We start from the raw sequence: 18,174 nt of genomic DNA on the forward strand, positions 1-18,174 counted from the left end.
GCTAACGTGCTTTTGCCCCAAAACTTGTTAGCCTTCGAATGAAGGCTGGTTACATTTTCTCTTTTGGTTCATTGTTATTGGGGTGTGTGCGTGAAGGTCATACCTTTATCGCCATCTAACGTCTGCCCGGCGAGGGATGTGCAGATACGCCTGTGAGACGCCGTGAATAAGTCCCTTTAGGCTCTGCCGAAACATCCCTGTTTCGGAAGCTCACCGGCGTATCTACACTCGGTATCTCAACGTCTCTTCGATTTGGCGGATGTCGAAAGGGGGGAGTAAAAAACTGACTTGATTTTGCCTCAAAATGACTTAACACGTTGTCGGTGGATCAGTACCTAATGGGCTTTCTGGCCTAGACATTTTCATCGCGACACCAGCGAGATGTAATTCACTACTTCCCAACCAAAAACTGAATAACTATACAGTCATATTCAAATCATCAGGATTTTGAACAATTTTCATCCTGTATTCATGCGCGCTTTCTCATTTTGGTTTGAATAAATTGCTTTAAAATTAATCGCTTATGCTATTCGCCAAGTAGATAATAGGTTTGGAAAACGCGCATGCGCGTTTTTCCAGATGGTATATTTAGCAAAATGCTGATAAGTTCATTTTATACAGATAGTTAACTGTGCGCGTATTCACTGGTCCAACGAGGTAAACGCGCATGCGCACTAATAAAATGTTCTTGACCTGCGGTAGACGATTTTTAGCAAAAAAGAAGTGATATTTAAGTCTAGCCGAAGGAATAGATAGAGCCAAACGCGATGGAAGAAACGCCTAATTTATGATAGCTTGAAGGCACTTGCTAAGGCTCGTAAAGCGAAGCTTTTAAGAGACCTGCAATTGACTTCAAGTAAAGCAGCGATGCTTCCCTCACGCCGCAGGGGGCATTAATTAGGCCCCAAGGGCATGGAATATAAACTCACGGATTGAGTAGCGATAACCTCCTCTCTCCGAAAGTAAAGAACAAGCCGTTACACGAGACCTTCGGCTCGTGAACTAGATCGTTAAGAGGCAACCCAATTAATGAGCGAAGCCGAAAAATATATAGAGTGTTGCGAGCATGGAAAACAGCAAGCTACATATGTTTGTCAGCACACAGTGCAAACTCTTAGCGATAATGTTGCCAGAGGCTTCTGGTCGGCAGAGCCCGAGGATGGCGATAATCGTCCAGATTCTTGGTGTAGTGCCTGCGAAGATATGGTTAATAAAACTGGCGGCGCATGGAATGACGAATCTGAAGCATTTGCAGGCGTAAAGCTAATATGCGGCGCGTGTTATGATCGCGCCAAGCAACTTAATATAGGCAGTGAAAAAAAGTGGTGGCAGCTATGGAAGTAAAGCCTCTTAACAAGTTGCTCAACCACCGTTCCGGCCAAAAAGCGGCCTCCACTGGACAGCCTAAAGCGCGCTTCGCGCACGGCTGCCGGTTAGCAAGGCGTTACCGTATATCAGCTTGCCATTCTTTCCCTAATAATAATCATCACTTTAAGAGCTTTGACTCTAACCAATTTCTGTCCAAAATCGATTTAACTTCTGATTGCCTAAGTCATACTAATAAGGCTAAATCGAAGAGAATTAAAACTCGGTGTAGGTGCGGCTGTGGCCTTCCGTGACATGGATGTCACGGCAGAGCCTACAGGGAACGTACTTGCGGCGTGTCACAGAAGTACCTGCACGAATAGCCTGCTGCAAGCAATTCAAAACAATGAAAGTCAACGCTACCATCAGCGAGATATAAACCAATACAGCCATATGTTAAATTACAAAAATGCCAACACCTTCATTTCAAGGCAAACACACTTTTGTCCAAAAACGATTTAGCTTTTAACGGTTCTGTGAATACCAATAGCGGCTAAATCGAAGAGATAGAAAAGTCAGTGTAGGTGCGGCTGTGACCTTCCGCGACAGGGATTGTACCTGCACCGTGTCACAGAAGTACCTGCACAAAAGGCCAGCTGCAAGCAATCGATAAACCATGCAGCTAGGGTTTAAAACTCCCTATTTAAATACCTAAGTTGTGTAAATGTAAGGTCGCACTAACCGTGCCATACACTGCAACTGTTGCAAGCAATTCAAATTAATGAAGGGTAACGCTAGCGTGTGTTAGGTAAACACCTATAAGGTTGAATGCGGCATAACAGCAACATTTTGTGGGCCGACAAAAAAAAGCGCCGATGGATTAACATCGACGCCTTAGATTGACTAAGTATGATTAAGCTTTCGCTGGAATCCGCTCCAATACGGCGAGTAGTAACTTCCAGTATTGATCGACGGTCTCGATAAGCACTTTCTCATCAGGGCTGTGTGGGAAGCGAATGGTGGGGCCAATCGATACCATGTCCATATCCGGATATGGCTTCTTAAACAGACCACATTCAAGCCCCGCGTGGATCACCATAATCGTTGGCTCTTTTTGATAAATCGCCTCGTAGGTATCTTTAACAATTGCCATAACAGGTGAGCTGCTGTCAGGTTTCCAACCTGGGTAGGCACCACTAAATTCAATTTCTGCGCCAGCAAGACTGCTGAGTGCAGTTAAGTTGCCTTCAACCTCTTCACGTCCAGAATCTATCAATGAACGTATTAGGCAAAGAATATCGACTGATTCGGCCTCAGTGCTGATAACGCCAACGTTTAATGAGGTTTCTGTTACGCCTTCAATCTCATCGCTCATGCGGATGACACCATTAGGGCAGGCATGTAATAACTCGATTAAAGTTTGCTGTGCATCTTCACTCATTACCTGCTTAGCGGCTGGCGACTCTTGTAGCGTCAACAGCATATCTGGGTCTGCAATGGCCAACTCTTGGCGAACTAAGTGGGTATAGTCAGCCATAAGCGCTTCTAGGCGTGCAACATTTTCAGCAGGCAGCATAAAGCTCACGCTGGCTTCGCGAGGAATAGCGTTACGCAATGAACCACCAGTGAAATTTGTTAATTCAAGCGCGAGTTCATCGGCGTGGTTAAACAAGAAGCGAGCCAGTAGCTTGTTAGCATTACCACGGCCTAAATGGATATTTACACCTGAATGACCCCCTTTTAGGCCAGAAAGAGACAAGGTGTAAGTTGAATTACTAGGTTCAGGCGCTTGCCATACCATAGGTACGGTGATTTGTGCATCGACACCGCCGGCACAGCCCATGTAGATCTCGCCTTCCTGCTCTGAATCGGTATTGATAAGGATCTCTGCATCGAGATAACCCGCTTCAAGGCCAAATGCGCCTGTCATGCCAGCTTCTTCATCAATGGTCAGCAAGACTTCAAGTGGGCCGTGAGGGATATTATCACTGCTCAACACGGCAAGGGCTGACGCCATACCGATACCGTTGTCTGAGCCCAAGGTTGTGCCTTTGGCTTTGACCCAGTCGCCATCGACATAAGCTTCAATTGGGTCTTTTTCAAAATCATGTACTTTGTCTGCATTCTTCTGCGGCACCATATCTATATGGGCTTGTAGTACAACGACTTTACGATCTTCCATACCTGGTGTGGCAGGCTTTTTGATGATCAAATTACCCACTTTATCTTCTACGATGCTGAGCTGTTTATCTTTAGCCCAGTTTTGTATGTATTGACTAAGTGCTTGCTCATGCTTGGATGGGTGTGGAATGGCGCAGATCTGCTCGAACCATTGCCATAATGCTTGAGGTTGCAGTTGACTTAATGTGCTCACGGACTAACTCCTCTAAATAAAAGGTCGTTGCTGTCAAAATTGGCAATAGTCTATCACAGAGTCAAAGCTGTTGACCCGCTTAGGTCGTAATGCTGTCGACCCAGTGTCATACAAAGTTGCCAATGCTTGATCGCACTATCGTCAATTCCCTTGGCTTTGTCGGCTTAATATGGGAATAATGCCCCTTAATAATCGACATAGATCGAAATTGAATTCACAAGCATAAGGATGATGGGGCATGGCTCAGGTTAATTTTATTGATGTAAAAGACAACGATGCAATATTTGAAGGCAATGGTTATGACGCTGTTGTTGTAGTGACTTCCGACATTGATGCCCTTGGTATCGATGAGATCCGTTTACTGGCCAATCATGGCAAAAATATCGATGCGAGAGTCGGGCGATCGCCCACCTTACTGTTTGCCCCAGGGCTTGCAGGAGGTCGATTAATTGTCTCGCCAGTGAATGACACTGACAACGATTGCCAAGATGTACGTTTGTATGGTGACGCTGCGAGACAGGCACTTCAGGTTGCGTTGGACGCAGGTGCTAAACGGCCACTATTAATTGTTAATCAACATCAAAGTGACAAGTATCGTCAAGCCTTATCTGTGTCAGCGCTGGCGTGTGGTCAGCAGCTTTGGCAAGCATTAGAACGCCGCGAAGCGTTGGGTGATGAGGCGGCATTTGAGGCTATTGGGCTGTTAGCGACGTCAGCCAACGCAGCGGTGCTTAATGCCATGGAAGCGGGGCGTATTCTTGCTCGGGATCTTTGTGGTACCGAGCCTGAACGCATGTCAGCGACGGCATTTGCTCAATATTGTGTAGAGGCTTATCAAGACTCTTGCCTCAAGGTGAGTGTGGTGGAAGACCGCGACGTACTTGAGCGTGACTATCCACTACTCAGTGCTGTGGGTCGAAGTTCATTTGGGGTACCCCGCCATCAACCTAGAGTCGTGAAAGTTGAGTATTGTGCTGAGGGCGAGATAAGTCATAGCTATTTCTTTGCAGGCAAAGGGGTTGTATATGACACGGGTGGCGCAGATATCAAGATTGCAGGCGGCATGGCGGGTATGAGCCGAGACAAAGGCGGTGCCGCGGCCGTTGCTGGGTTAATGAAAACATTATCAATGCTCAAACCTAAAGGGGTTAGGGTTGTGGCTGAGCTTGGATTAGTGCGCAACAGCATAGGTAGCGAAGCCTTTGTTACTGACGAGATCATTACTAGCCATGCAGGGGTTAGAGTACGTATCGGTAATACGGACGCAGAGGGGCGACTCGTGCTCGCCGATCTATTATCGCACTTGCGGATAAAGGCTGAGAAGGCCGTTTCGCCGCAGCTCTTTTCGGTCGCGACCTTAACCGGCCATGTGGTTCGCTGCTATGGCAGCTATACGGCGGTTGTTGAAAATTCCGTTGCAAGAGAGAATCAGGTTGGGCTGCGATTGCAAACTATTGGTGATGAATGGGGGGAGCCAATAGAGGTTTCACGTTTACGCCGTGATGATTACAGTAAAATTGTTGATCCCTCTGGTGCGGCCGATATTTTGTCATCAAATAATGCGCCATCATCTGTAACCGCTCGCGGTCATCAATATCCTGCTGCTTTCTTATTGAAGGCATCGGGGTTAGAGGCGCATGGCTTAACGGCAACAACGCCAATGGCATACACCCACGTTGATATTGCTGGCAGTGCAACAGAAGGGGACCCACTTTATGGTAAACCGACGGCAGCGCCGTTGGTGGGATTGTTCGCCCATATCACAGCTTAATAGTGAACACGGCTTTTTATAGCGTGTGGCTGACGTTACATGGAAGCTAAACGCCAGCATTTTCTTTGCCCTTCAACGGTAACTTACCCTACTGCGGTTTAAGTACCTGAGCGACCTATGTGGTCTTTGCACAGCTTTAGGCGTTGTGAATTCCCATAGGTTGCATTTTTACGCAATACAATATCATTTAGCCTCGCTCATTGAGCCATTTCTTAAGTAATATCCATAGATCACATTCATAGATAGATATGCGTGGTCGATCATTTGCTGCTGGGATCCGCCGTAAAAATTTGAAGGAGACATACCTTAGTTTGCCTCTTTTTGTGGGTAGGTCACAAAACAGTGTTGATGTGTGGGGTGCAGCAAGGTTGTTAACCCTACTTTTTGTAGTAAAATTACATTTAAAGCCTTAAAACAAAAAAATATCAAAAAAAGGTTGTAATAAAACTACATTTATTTATAATGGCTCTCGTTGGTTAGACACGGTGTCTACCACCTCTAGTCTATCCAGGATGGATAATTCTCCAAGGAATCGAGCGACAAGTTGACTCTGCGGCAGAAAGCGCTTTGGATTTAAGCCTTTCACGCCAAGTTTCACTAGAGTAATTTTAATACAACTTTGTTAGGAGTTTTGACTATGTCTTACACAGGAATTCAACACGTTTATTGGCAGAAAAGTTGGTTTTGCACGAACGCTCTGCGTGGCGGGTTATTTGCTATGACTTTTAAGGGCTAACTACCCCTATTATCATCTGAACCTAGTTCACTTGATAAAAGTAGTTGCATCATCCATCAACCTTACCCCTTTTGGGGATTTTAGACTCAAGTCGTATATTGCTCACGTTAAGTCGTTGAATGATATGCCAGTGTAACCCGCTAGCGCGGTAGCTCTTTCCTTTCGGAACACTTGAAACATGTCTCGCCTGCTCATTGAGCAGGCTTTTTTTTGCCTAAAATTCACTGTTCTCTACGATTTTGAGCCATCACTCTAGCGTGTCTCGCATTCAACTCTCAGTTAAGTATATAATCTGCGCGCGATGTGACAGGATTAACCTACTGTTTACATCTATCCCTACCTCATAACTAATAACTAATTCAAGGAACCCAGTTCCATGTTAGAAAAACTATTCAAACTGACAGAACATCAAACTACGTTAAAACAAGAAGTTGTTGCGGGCCTAACCACTTTCTTAACGATGGCGTATATCATTTTTGTTAACCCTATGATGCTGGCTGATGCAGGCATGGATCATGGCGCGGTCTTTGTCGCGACCTGTTTGGCCGCGGCCTTAGGCTGCTTAATCATGGGGTTGGTCGCCAACTATCCTATAGCCTTGGCACCAGGCATGGGGCTTAATGCTTTTTTCACCTATACCGTTGTCGGGGAAATGGGCTATAGCTGGGAAACCGCGCTTGGTGCAGTATTCCTCTCTGGTATCTGTTTCTTGGTTTTGTCGCTGGTCAAAATTAGAGAGTGGATTGTTAACAGCATCCCTATGTCTTTGCGTCTTGGTATTGCCGCTGGTATCGGGTTGTTCTTGGCATTGATTGGCCTCAAAAGTGCCGGCATTGTGGTTGCCAGTCCGGCGACGCTTGTGACCATGGGCGATGTGACGGCGTTTCCTGCCGTGATGTCGGTACTGGGCTTTTTCATGATTATTGCTATGGTTCACCGTGGCATGAAGTCTGCGGTCATTGTTAGCATTCTGTCTATCACAGCGTTAGGGTTATTATTTGGTGATGTACAGTATGCGGGGCTTGTTTCCGCACCGCCTTCTATTGCACCGACGTTTATGAAAATGGATCTGTCTAGTGTGTTAGAGATCAGCATGTTATCTGTGGTCTTTGCCTTTCTGTTTGTTGACCTATTTGATACCTCAGGCACATTAGTGGCCGTTGCACAGCGTGGTGGTTTTCTTGACGATAAGGGACGGCTTCCAAGGTTGGGTCGAGCCTTAACCGCTGACAGCACTGCAACAATTGCAGGGGCGATGCTAGGTACCTCTACGACGACCAGTTATATCGAAAGCACCGCGGGTGTGAGTGCGGGTGGCCGCACTGGACTTACCGCTGTCGTTGTCGGTATTTTGTTTTTACTGTCGCTGTTTATTTCCCCCTTGGCAGGTATGGTGCCAGCTTATGCAACGGCGGGAACATTGTTTTATGTGGCAATATTGATGATGTCAGGCTTAGTACATGTTGACTGGGAGGATTTGACCGAAGCTGCACCTGTGGTGGTGGTCTGTATTTTGATGCCGTTAACATTTTCTATTGCGACGGGAATTGCCATGGGCTTCATCGCCTATGCGGCGATTAAACTCTTAAGTGGGCGATACCGGGATTTAAGTGCTGGCGTACTGATTTTGGCTACACTATTTTTGGCCAAGTTTATTTATGGTTAACTAGCTAAACAGGCTTCATTGGGTCTCACCCTTCTATGTTTGGGTGAGGCACTTGTCCCTTTTGTTAGTCTACGATGTGTTTGCATCTGTGCTGCCTAAGGCCCTATCTGGTTTTTACTTTTATTTCTCATGTTCGTTTCCAATACTTGATATTTACACTAGGTAAAAGGACGAAAACAGTTAAATAAATCAATGGATTTTGACAAAATCAGGTGTATTAAAAATAGGTGTATGCTATATTTTTTTACAGGTTGATAACTTAATCTCTACTTTTGTTGGACATTGGAAACCTTGCCATGAAATCATATTTCAGCGCCTTGTCTTTACTCCTTATCAGTTCATCCTTCCTGCTTTTTAGCCCACCCGTTAAATCCGTGTCATCCGATATACCTCAGGCAGAGTTTAGACCTGTAAAGGTAACTCAGTTTGTATATGGGCAGGGTACGCGCGAGCGGATTTTACCTGGAGAAGTGAGGGCGTCCGATCGAGCGGTTCTATCATTTCGTGTCGCGGGTGAGATTGCCAACATTTTGGTCAGCCCGGGTGACGAAGTGCGTATGGGAGATCCCTTGGCCACATTAGACCCAGCAATTTACGAGCAGCAAAGAGCCGTTGCTAAAGCTCAATTTGAGTTGGCGAAAGTTTTGTTTGAACGAGCGAGCAACCTAGTTGAACAGGGCGTGGTCTCGCGCGGAGATTTTGACCAGTCAAAAAGTGAATTCACCGTGGCACAAGCTGCGTTAGACAAAGCAAATTCAGACCTCACTTATACGCGATTATTAGCGCCTTATGATGGTGTCATCTCTAAGCGTTATATGCGTGTGTTTCAGTATGCACAGATGCAGGAGCCAGTATTGGGCATCCAAACTGAATCTGCAGTGGATGTGAGTTTTCAACTGCCCGAGCAATTTATTGGTGCACTGCAACGGCTCAACCGATTTGATAATGACCATGCGGCGATACAGGTAAAGTTTGACAGCCGTGATGAATGGTTTGTTGCCGGCCTGAAAGAGCTCAATACTGTCGCAGATCCTGACACTGGCAGCTATACCTTGGTGGTGACCTTACCCATCCCAGAACAACTCAATGTTTTGCCGGGCATGGCGGCGAGTGTCAAAGCTGTATTGCCTTCAGATGTTAATGATGGCGGGTTGAAAGTCTCTGAGGGTGCCATCCTTGAGTCTGATGGGCAAAGTTATGTATTTCGATGGTTAGAAGGGCTTAATCGTGTAGAGAAAGTCCCTGTTGTTGTTGAGTCAAATAGAATTATTAAGGGCCTAAACGATGGTGATTGGCTTGTTGTCGCGGGGGCATCGGAGTTGGTCGATGGGCAAAACGCGGTGCGCTGGATAAAAGAGAGGGGGCTTTAATATGAAAACACTTATGGCCTCATGTCTCGTTGGCGGACTAGCTCTGATTGGTTGCAGTGAGCCAATGGTGATTGAATCGTCCGCGGCTCGAGTTGAAACTTTCACTCTACCACATACTAATAATCAAGTGATTCGCGAATTTAATGCGGTGGCCCGGGCGCAGGATCTCACTCCGCTCTCGTTTCGCGTAGATGGCAGAATCAGTAGCATCCCAGTCGTTAAAGGGCAGCGGGTGAAAAAAGGGACCTTGCTGGCGGCATTGGATAAGCAAGATTATCAAATTGTGCTTAACGATCGCAGGGCGAGGATGGAGGTTGCCAGTAAGCAAGCTCAGCGGACCAAGCAGTTAGTTGATAAAGAGCTGATTGCACAATCAGAATATGACCAGATAAATGCCCAGTACTTAGTGTCGAGTGCCGAAGCCAAACAGGCGCAATTGTATTTAGATTACACAGAACTGCGTGCGCCATTTGACGGCGTTGTCAGCGATGTGCTTGTAGAGTCTTTCGAGAATATTCAACCTGGGTCAGAAATTGTGACCATGCACAAAATTGAGCGCATTGATGTCGAGGTGCAGATCCCAGATATTTTACTCGCAGTTTCAAGGCGTCATGACGCGAGGGCCCAGAAACAGGAGTATGACGTAACATTTGAAGCCTTTCCTGATGTGGTTTTCAAAGGCACCATCTTAGAAATGAACACGGAAAAGGATCCCTCATCCTATACGTTTATCGCGACCCTCGCGGTGCCATTAGATGAAAAATATAAAGTGCTTGAGGGCATGCCCGCCAAAGTCAAAGCTAACTTAAGTCATTTGACTTACACCTACAGTCGGCAACATTTGGTGCCAATTAACGCGGTGCTGATGCGAGATGGCAGTGAAATCAATGCGCAAGAGGGGGGCGTATGGCTTTATCAGGCAGACAGCAACAGCGTTACGTATCAGCAGGTTAAGCTTGGTGTCATTGTTGGTGACATGATTGAGGTCGTCGAAGGATTGGCCGATGGGCAGGTCATCATTACTGGTGGCGGTAAGCGCTTAGTTGATGGACAGAAAGTTGAGCTGATTAAGGGATAGTTACAATGAATGTAGCAGGGTACTTTGTAAAAAATGCCGTGATCAGTTGGATGTTTTCACTGATCTTACTAATAGGTGGGCTAATGGCCTTTACCGGTCTCGGTCAGTTAGAAGATCCTCCTTTCACTATTAAAGATGCGGTGGTGGTGACGCTCTATCCCGGTGCAACGTCAACGGAGGTTGAGGAAGAGGTCACTTATCCCATAGAAAAGGCCATTCAGGCATTACCTTATGTGGATAAGATCCGTTCCTTGAGCACGTCGGGATTATCACAAATAACCGTTACCATGAAGAACAATTATGGCCCAGATGAATTGCCACAAATTTGGGATGAGTTGCGCCGCAAGGTCAATGATATGTCCGCTCAGTTGCCCCCGGGGATAAACCCGCCGATGGTCAATGATGATTTTGGCGATGTCTACGGCATTATGTATATGGTCAGTGGACCAGATTACAGTTATCGAGACCTGCTTGATTATGTTGATTTTGTTAAGCGCGAATTAGAATTGGTGCCTGGTGTGGGTAAGGTGTCATTGGCTGGTGCGCAGCAGGAACAGATTTTTCTAGAGATTTCGCTCAACAAGTTATCTAACTCAAATATTGACCCTGACACCATCAGTAACCTTTTAAATTCGCAGAACATGGTGTCTGATGCGGGCAATATTCGCGTCGCGGGTGATAACTTAAGGATCCGCACCAGTGGTGGCTTCAAAACGGTCACAGAGCTCGGCGATCTGATCATTCCAGGTGCGGCGGGTTCGAAACTGATTTACCTTAGAGACGTCGCCACTATTCAACGCGGCTTTCAAGACATCCCTAGTAATGTCCTGAGTTTTAACCAAGATAGCGCCATCAATATTGGTGTCTCATTTTCATCCGGTGTCAATGTCGTGTCAGTAGGCGGCGCGGTGGCCGAAAAGTTAGCCGAGATAGATGATGCTCGCCCAGCGGGGATGAAGATAGCAACCATGTACAATCAACCAGAAGAGGTTGATAAATCAGTCAGTAGCTTTGTATGGAACCTGATTGCAGCCGTTGTAATCGTCATTGGTGTGTTACTGGTCTTTATGGGGCTAAAGAGCGGGATATTGATTGGTTTAATCCTGTTCTTAACCTGTCTTGGCACCTTTATATTGATGTTGCAGGCTGATATTGAACTGCAAAGGATCTCCTTGGGCGCGCTGATCATTGCACTGGGGATGTTGGTCGATAATGCCATTGTGGTGGTTGAGGGGATTTTAATTGGTCGACAACGGGGTGAAACAACCTTACAAGCCGCGCAAGGCATAGTCAAACAAACCATGTGGCCACTCTTTGGCGCCACGGTTATCGCAGTTACTGCATTTGCACCCATTGGCTTGTCGCCTGATGCTACCGGCGAGTTTGCGGGATCCCTGTTCTGGGTATTACTATTTTCTCTGCTGCTTTCTTGGATCACGGCTATTACAATCACGCCTTTCTTTGCGCAGCTGTTCTTTGGTGCTGAAGGGGAGGCCGTTGTTAAAGGCGATGAGAAAGACCCCTATGGCGGTGCATTTTTTACCGCCTATAAAGCGCTATTAGATATCTGTATGCGTTTTCGTTGGGTCAGCGTCTTGCTTGTGTGCAGCGCTTTTGTCGCGGCTTTGGCAGGGTTTGCGTATGTGAAACAGTCCTTTTTCCCGCCATCTACGACGCCCATTTTTCTGGTTGATGTTTGGTTGCCTGAAGGGACTGACATCCGTGAAACACAGCGGGTCACTCAAGAGATGGAAATAATGGCTGCACAAATTGACAACGTCGAGTTTGCGGCTTCTACTGTGGGTAAAGGGTTCCCACGTTTTCTACTCACTTATGCACCAGAGAAGAACTATTCATCCTATTCACAACTGGCATTACGTACGACAAGCTTCGATGCCTTGTTGCCCGCGATGACCACTTATCGTGAGCAGGTTGAAGCTAAGTTTCCACAAGTACAGTTTAAGTTTAAGCGTTTGGAAATTGGTCCTTCGACCGATGCAAAAATTGAAGCCAGAATTAGTGGTGCTGACCCCGATGTCCTGAGGGAGTTAGCATCCGAAGTCATGACGGTATTTAATAGCACACTGGGAACGGTCAACGTACGCCATGATTGGCGTGAGCGTGTTAAATTTATCTCACCACGCTTCAATGAGTCTCAAGCTCGCCGCTTAGGCATAGTGAAAAGCAACGTTGATGAAAACCTTAAGTTTGCGTTTGCCGGGGTGAATGTCGGTGTCTATAGAGAGGGGACGACATTATTGCCTATTGTGTCTCGTTTACCTGAAGAGGAGCGAGTTGATATTGGATCCTTGGAGAGTTTAAGGATTTGGAGTCCAGTGTTGGGCGTTTATGTTCCCATGCAGCAGGTTGTCGATGGCTTTGATGTAAAGTTTGAAGATCCGATTATTCAACGCAGAGACCGTAAACGTACCATCACAGTATTTGCCGATGCCGATTTTGCCTATGACATATTGCCGACGGAGCTGCTTTCAAAGATGCAGTCGAGTGTCGAGGCGATAGAACTCCCCTCTGGTTATGAGCTTAATTGGGGCGGTGAGTATGAATCATCTAATGATGCTCAAGAATCCTTGTTTGCGACCTTGCCTATGGGCTTTCTATTTATGTTCTTGATCACCGTTTTTCTTTTCAATTCGGTACGTAAGCCGCTGGTTATTTGGTGTTGTGTGCCGTTGGCCATTATTGGTATTACCTCGGGCTTATTGGTGCTCGATAAACCCTTTAGTTTTATGGCCCTGTTAGGAATGTTAAGTCTTTCGGGAATGTTATTGAAAAATGGGATTGTGCTATTAGATCAAATTAATACCGAGATTGAGTCTGGGACCGAGGTGTTTGAGGCGGTGTTTTCATCCACAGTGAGCCGTGTAAGGCCTGTTTGTATGGCGGCCGTCACGACCATTTTAGGGGTGTTACCGCTCATTACTGATGCATTTTTCGAGTCCCTTGCGGCTGTTGTAATGTTTGGTCTTGGGGTGGCAACGGTGCTGACGCTAGTGATTGTGCCCGTGTTCTATATCATTTTCTTTAAGGTGAAATATCGAAGCTATAAGACCTTTGCCAAATAGAGTGTGATCACGCTAAACCCATTAGACATCGGCTCGGCAGGTCGTTTAGATCTGTTCTAGCCTAGCAAGATGCTAATCTTTTAGTTCAATCGCTATCAATTTTTATGTGGATTGGGTATAACGCTAAGTTCGGCTTTATTTACTTTATTTAAAATGAACTTAAGTGAGATTGGTTATCGCCGCGTGGTGGTAAAGTTGGGGACAAGCGTCTTAACTTCTGGCTCTCGTCAGCTGGATAAGGCGCATATGGTTGAGCTTGCTCGTCAAATGGCAAGTTTAATGAAATCAGGTGTTGAAGTTGTATTGTGTACATCAGGGGCCATTGCCGCTGGTCGCGAACATTTAGGTTACCCCAGTCTCCCCGATACCGTGGCCAACAAGCAGTTGCTTGCCGCGGTGGGGCAAAGTCAGCTTATTCTTGCTTGGTCACAGCTGTTCAGTATTTATGGACTGCATGTCGGTCAGCTATTGCTAACGCGCGCCGATCTGCATGACAGAGAGCGCTACCTCAATGCAAGAGACTCCCTTAACGCCCTGCTCGCTAATGGCATTGTTCCCATTATCAATGAAAACGATGCCGTGGCGACCAATGAGATTAAAGTTGGCGACAATGACAACTTATCTGCGAGAGCTGCGCTACTTTGTGATGCCGACCTATTGATTTTGCTGACGGATCAGAAAGGGCTGTTCGATGCTGATCCGCGCGCTAATCCCGATGCTAAGTTAATCAAGCAAGTGGTCAATATTGATGATAGCCTGCGCAGCCTTGCTGGTGGCGCCGTGTCAGGTCTAGGCACTGGCGGCATGGCGACAAAACTCCAAGCCGCTGATATAGCGCGCCGCGCTGGTATTGAGGTGGTTATTGCATCAGGTCATCACCCTAAAGTGATTCAAAATGCCGTGTGTAAAGAAGCTGTTGGTACTCACTTTACCGCACTGGAAAACCCGCTTGAAAGCCGTAAACAGTGGATCTTGGCGGGGCCGGCGACCAGAGGTAAATTGGTACTCGATGCCGGGGCGCTCAACGCTGTGACGCAAAAAGGGCGTAGCTTGTTGTCAAAAGGCGTTCTTGAGGTAAGTGGTCAATTTGAGCGCGGGGCCACATTGCAGTTAGTTGATGCAACGGGGCGCGAATATGCACGAGGGATGAGCCGCTATAGTGCTAAAGATTTGCTTAAAATTGCTGGCAAACACTCAGACGAAATAGAGTCCTTGCTGGGCTATGACTATGGTGATGCCATCGTTCACCGTAATGATATGGTCGTGCTATAGCCAATTAGGATTAAGAGCTAGGGTTAAATGCCATAGCCAAGAGATATAGGTAACTCAAAGTGATAGAGAATAATCAGCAGTATTTAATCCAACTGGGACAACAAGCTAAGCAAGCAAGCTACTCCCTTGCCAGTTTAACTGGGGCTGAAAAGCAGGCGCTACTGAGTCAAATCGCCAGCAGTCTTGAGGCGAATCGCGCTACCATCATTGAAGCAAATATGCGCGATGTTGCCATGGCAAAAGATAACGGCCTTAATGAGGCGATGATCGATCGTTTGCTGCTTAACGACGAACGTTTGAGTGGCGTGATTGCAGATATTGATAATGTGATTAATCTTGCCGATCCCGTTGGAACAGAGCTTGAAAGCCAGTTGCTTGATAATGGGTTACGTCTTTCCCGTCGTCGAGTGCCACTTGGGGTGATTGGGGTGATCTATGAAGCCCGCCCGAACGTTACCGTCGATATTGCGGTATTAGCGCTCAAAACAGGTAATGCGGTCATTCTTCGTGGCGGTAAGGAAACCTTGCAATCAAACCTTGCATTAAGTGCTGCCATTAGAGATGCGTTAACTCAGCAAGGCTTGCCGGCTGATGCGGTGCAACTGATCCAAAGCGCTGATCGTGCTCTCGTATCGGGTTTGTTAAAGCTTGATCGATATGTGGATATGATTGTCCCGCGCGGTGGTCAGCATTTACAGCGGCTCTGTGCCGAGCAGGCTACTATACCGGTGATTTTAGGCGGTATTGGAATTTGTCACCTCTATGCGGATAAGGATGCGGATATTGCTAAGTCAATTGATGTGATTGCCAATGCTAAGGTTCAGCGCCCAACAGTCTGTAACGCACTCGATACTGTCTTAGTGCACGAGTCTATTGCTGAGGCGTTATTACCTCAGCTTTATACTCACCTCTGCGCATTAGGCGTCACTTTCTATGGTTGCCAAGGTGCACAAGTTATCGCCGATAAACTGGGCGTAGCCATCTCAAAGGCGACCGAAGAAACCTATGGCAATGAGTGGTTAGCACTCACTTTGGGTATAAAAGTGGTTAGTGATATCGATACTGCTATCGAGCATATCAGAACCTATTCGAGTGGCCACTCGGAAGGGATCTTAACTGACAATATTCACGCATCGGCTCACTTTCTTAATCAAGTTGACGCAGCGGCCGTATACGTTAATGCCAGCACGCGTTTCACCGATGGCGGACAATTTGGCCTTGGTGCCGAAGTTGCTGTCAGTACTCAAAAGTTGCATGCGCGTGGCCCAATGGGTCTGGAAGCATTGACCACTTATAAATGGATTGGGGTGGGTGACTACACCGCCAGAAGTTAACCCTACGCTAGACTATTTGCTTTTAAACAGACTAACCCCCTCGTGGATGACAGGTTCCCCGAGGTTTTTTTTATTCACTTATTTTTGCGGTGTTATTTCACAAAATTTAGTGAATATCACTAAAAGCTGGAGGTGTCAGGTTTAGCTGGCTGTATTGAAAATCATCTTAATCCTTTATAATCATTGGCTTGCAATATTGGTATGTCGTTTGCTTTGTCCTAGTTAATAAACAAGGAATCAATAAGGGCTATAACAATGAGCATGACAAGACTAATGAAAACGGTTGCTGGATTAGGTTTACTTTTGAGTGCGGTTTCACTTTCAGCAGTTGCTGATAGCTCGGTGACACTCAATGATACGCTAGATTATAACGGACAAGCGATCGTGCTCGATATGGAGGTCGGTACAGCACAGCTGATTGCGACAGATGAGTCTGAAGTTCGTATTGAGGTTGTTGTTAAGCCGTCAGATTCCAATTGGTTTGGCTTTTGGAGTAACAGTGATATCTCTAGCGTGGCGCTGGCCATCAACGAAAACCAAGATAAGATAGTGATTAAGCTTAGCGAACAAGACGATCTCTCTCAGGAGTGGAGAGTATACCTACCTCGTGATGCTGCCATCGCTGTTGAAGCTGGTGTTGGTGAAGTGGTTGTTGATGGATTTGTAAATAATATCGATGTCGACCTTGGTGTTGGACGCGCTGAAGTGGCGCATCAAGGCCACTATGGTGATGTGTCATTAGAGTCTGGTGTTGGTGAAGTGTCTATTAGTAAAAATGGCCAGCATCAAGCGATTAAGCGTAGTTTAGTCAGCGCTAGCTAGCATAGTAAAGATGGAGCAAGTAAGCAGCACCTATATGTTAATGTTGGTGTTGGTGAGATTGATATCAATAATTAATATCAGTAAAGACATAAAAACCGACAAATTTGTCGGTTTTTTTATGCTGATTTTTAGCCAAAGCCTCAGTGCTTATGCGTACAAATTTATGCTCCCAAACTTAAACCCAATTGTTATTTTTTTAACTTATAGTTCTGGGCTGATAGCGGGTTTAGTGCGTAAACGGTTTAGCTGCGGTAAAAGTTGTTGCAGTGCCAGTGCCGTTAAAATAAGTCCAAGTCCGATAAACGTAGAGCGGGTAATTGTCTCTTGTAGAATCCATGCAATAAAACCTATGGATAATACCGGTGTGATAAACACCAAGGTACTCATGCTGGCGGTTCTGTCGGCTTTCTTTAATGCAATCAGCCAAAGCACAAACGTCACGCCCATCTCAAACAGGCCAACATAGACACCGGCGGCAAATGCCTTGCTATCCCATACTGGCATAGACTCGGTCAGGAGTAAGGTTACTGTGATAAAAGGCAGTCCGACGATAAAACTAAGCAGTAAGCTTACAACCGGATCGCCCTTATCTTTAGTATTGACTATCCAATAGAGTGACCAGAGTAGGGTGCTGGTTAGGGCTAAGATGACTCCAGTACGGCTATCAAATGCAACATCTGTGATGTGGCCATTCGTGGCGATAACAAAAACGCCTAAATAGGCGATGAGTGCAGCAGTAATGTCACTCTTTCTGAGCTTTTGTTTAAGTAGAGGCACAGACAGAAGTGGTAACAAAATTGCCCAAGTGTAGTTAAGCGATAAGGCTTGTTGCGCAGGCAATAAAGCGTAGGCCTTGAAAAGTACCAAGTAGTATAAGAAAGGATTAAGTAATCCTGTCTGCAGATAAAACCAAGGTCGGGCTAAAAACTGTTGCTTAATTAATGCAAGTTTTCCCATGAAGAGCAAAACCAAACCTAAGGCAACAATAGAGGTAGATACCGCAACGAACACAAGTTGCAGTGGACTGAAGTGGCTTAAGGCAATTTTAAATGCCGTTGCAACGGTAGACCACAGTAATATGGCGACTAGCGCATAAATATAAGCTTGGTTGGATGATTTCACTGAACTTCTCACTAAACGAGACTACATAAATACTGGTTACTTTGTGGCAAGCGAACTCAGTTTTCTTCGATTGTATTCATTATACGCTTGTTCTGCTTTTGTCGGCAGCTTTTAAGATCAAAAAAATGCTCAATTAAGATAATTTTTATGTTTCTCCCCTTGTAATCACTTTTGACGACCCAATATAGGGTGTTAAGGAAAGATAATGGCGCGGAAATTAGGCTTGAAATTTATTTAGCCT

At 46.0% G+C, this 18,174-nt stretch carries 11 protein-coding genes; 9 read left to right on the forward strand and 2 right to left on the reverse strand.

What is annotated here, in order from left to right:
- The first annotated feature begins 1,029 nt into the window (after positions 1 to 1,029).
- Positions 1,030 to 1,344, forward strand: a complete 315-nt coding sequence (locus BEL05_RS12425; RefSeq protein WP_069671353.1) for a hypothetical protein — start codon at positions 1,030 to 1,032, stop codon at positions 1,342 to 1,344.
- A gap of 874 nt (positions 1,345 to 2,218) precedes the next feature.
- On the opposite strand, the gene BEL05_RS12430 is transcribed toward BEL05_RS12425, so the two are convergent.
- On the reverse strand, positions 2,219 to 3,679 hold the full coding sequence (locus BEL05_RS12430; RefSeq protein ID WP_069671354.1) for an aminoacyl-histidine dipeptidase: 1,461 nt from the start codon (positions 3,677 to 3,679) through the stop codon (positions 2,219 to 2,221).
- 238 nt (positions 3,680 to 3,917) lie between these two features.
- On the opposite strand from BEL05_RS12430, the gene BEL05_RS12435 reads away from it, so the two are divergent.
- From BEL05_RS12435 to BEL05_RS12470, 8 genes are all read left to right on the forward strand, one after another.
- Entirely contained in the window at positions 3,918 to 5,450 is a 1,533-nt protein-coding gene (locus BEL05_RS12435; protein WP_069671355.1) for a M17 family metallopeptidase, read from the forward strand.
- 1,112 nt (positions 5,451 to 6,562) lie between these two features.
- Complete coding sequence (locus BEL05_RS12440; protein WP_069671356.1) at positions 6,563 to 7,852, forward strand: NCS2 family permease; 1,290 nt, start codon at positions 6,563 to 6,565, stop codon at positions 7,850 to 7,852.
- A gap of 296 nt (positions 7,853 to 8,148) precedes the next feature.
- Complete coding sequence (locus BEL05_RS12445) at positions 8,149 to 9,222, forward strand: efflux RND transporter periplasmic adaptor subunit (protein ID WP_028763225.1); 1,074 nt, start codon at positions 8,149 to 8,151, stop codon at positions 9,220 to 9,222.
- Position 9,223: 1 nt separating this feature from the next.
- A complete protein-coding gene (locus BEL05_RS12450) occupies positions 9,224 to 10,300 on the forward strand; it encodes an efflux RND transporter periplasmic adaptor subunit (protein WP_069671357.1) in 1,077 nt (358 codons plus the stop codon).
- 5 nt (positions 10,301 to 10,305) lie between these two features.
- Positions 10,306 to 13,383 (forward strand): efflux RND transporter permease subunit, encoded by a 3,078-nt coding sequence (locus BEL05_RS12455; RefSeq protein WP_069671358.1) that lies wholly within the window; start codon positions 10,306 to 10,308, stop codon positions 13,381 to 13,383.
- A 153-nt stretch (positions 13,384 to 13,536) separates the two neighbouring features.
- Positions 13,537 to 14,655: a glutamate 5-kinase gene (gene proB, locus BEL05_RS12460; RefSeq protein ID WP_028763228.1), complete on the forward strand. Its 1,119-nt coding sequence runs from the start codon at positions 13,537 to 13,539 to the stop codon at positions 14,653 to 14,655.
- A gap of 59 nt (positions 14,656 to 14,714) precedes the next feature.
- The gene (locus BEL05_RS12465; RefSeq protein ID WP_028763229.1) at positions 14,715 to 15,989 is read left to right on the forward strand and encodes a glutamate-5-semialdehyde dehydrogenase; all 1,275 of its coding nucleotides are present in this window, start codon (positions 14,715 to 14,717) and stop codon (positions 15,987 to 15,989) included.
- 255 nt (positions 15,990 to 16,244) lie between these two features.
- Positions 16,245 to 16,811 (forward strand): hypothetical protein, encoded by a 567-nt coding sequence (locus BEL05_RS12470; RefSeq protein ID WP_139151879.1) that lies wholly within the window; start codon positions 16,245 to 16,247, stop codon positions 16,809 to 16,811.
- Between the two features lie 201 nt (positions 16,812 to 17,012).
- On the opposite strand, the gene BEL05_RS12475 is transcribed toward BEL05_RS12470, so the two are convergent.
- Positions 17,013 to 17,933, reverse strand: coding sequence for a DMT family transporter (locus BEL05_RS12475; protein ID WP_028763231.1), 921 nt, complete (start codon positions 17,931 to 17,933; stop codon positions 17,013 to 17,015).
- Positions 17,934 to 18,174: the final 241 nt, after the last annotated feature.

Source organism: Shewanella colwelliana (assembly GCF_001735525.1).
GTDB classification, from domain to species: Bacteria; Pseudomonadota; Gammaproteobacteria; order Enterobacterales; family Shewanellaceae; genus Shewanella; species Shewanella colwelliana.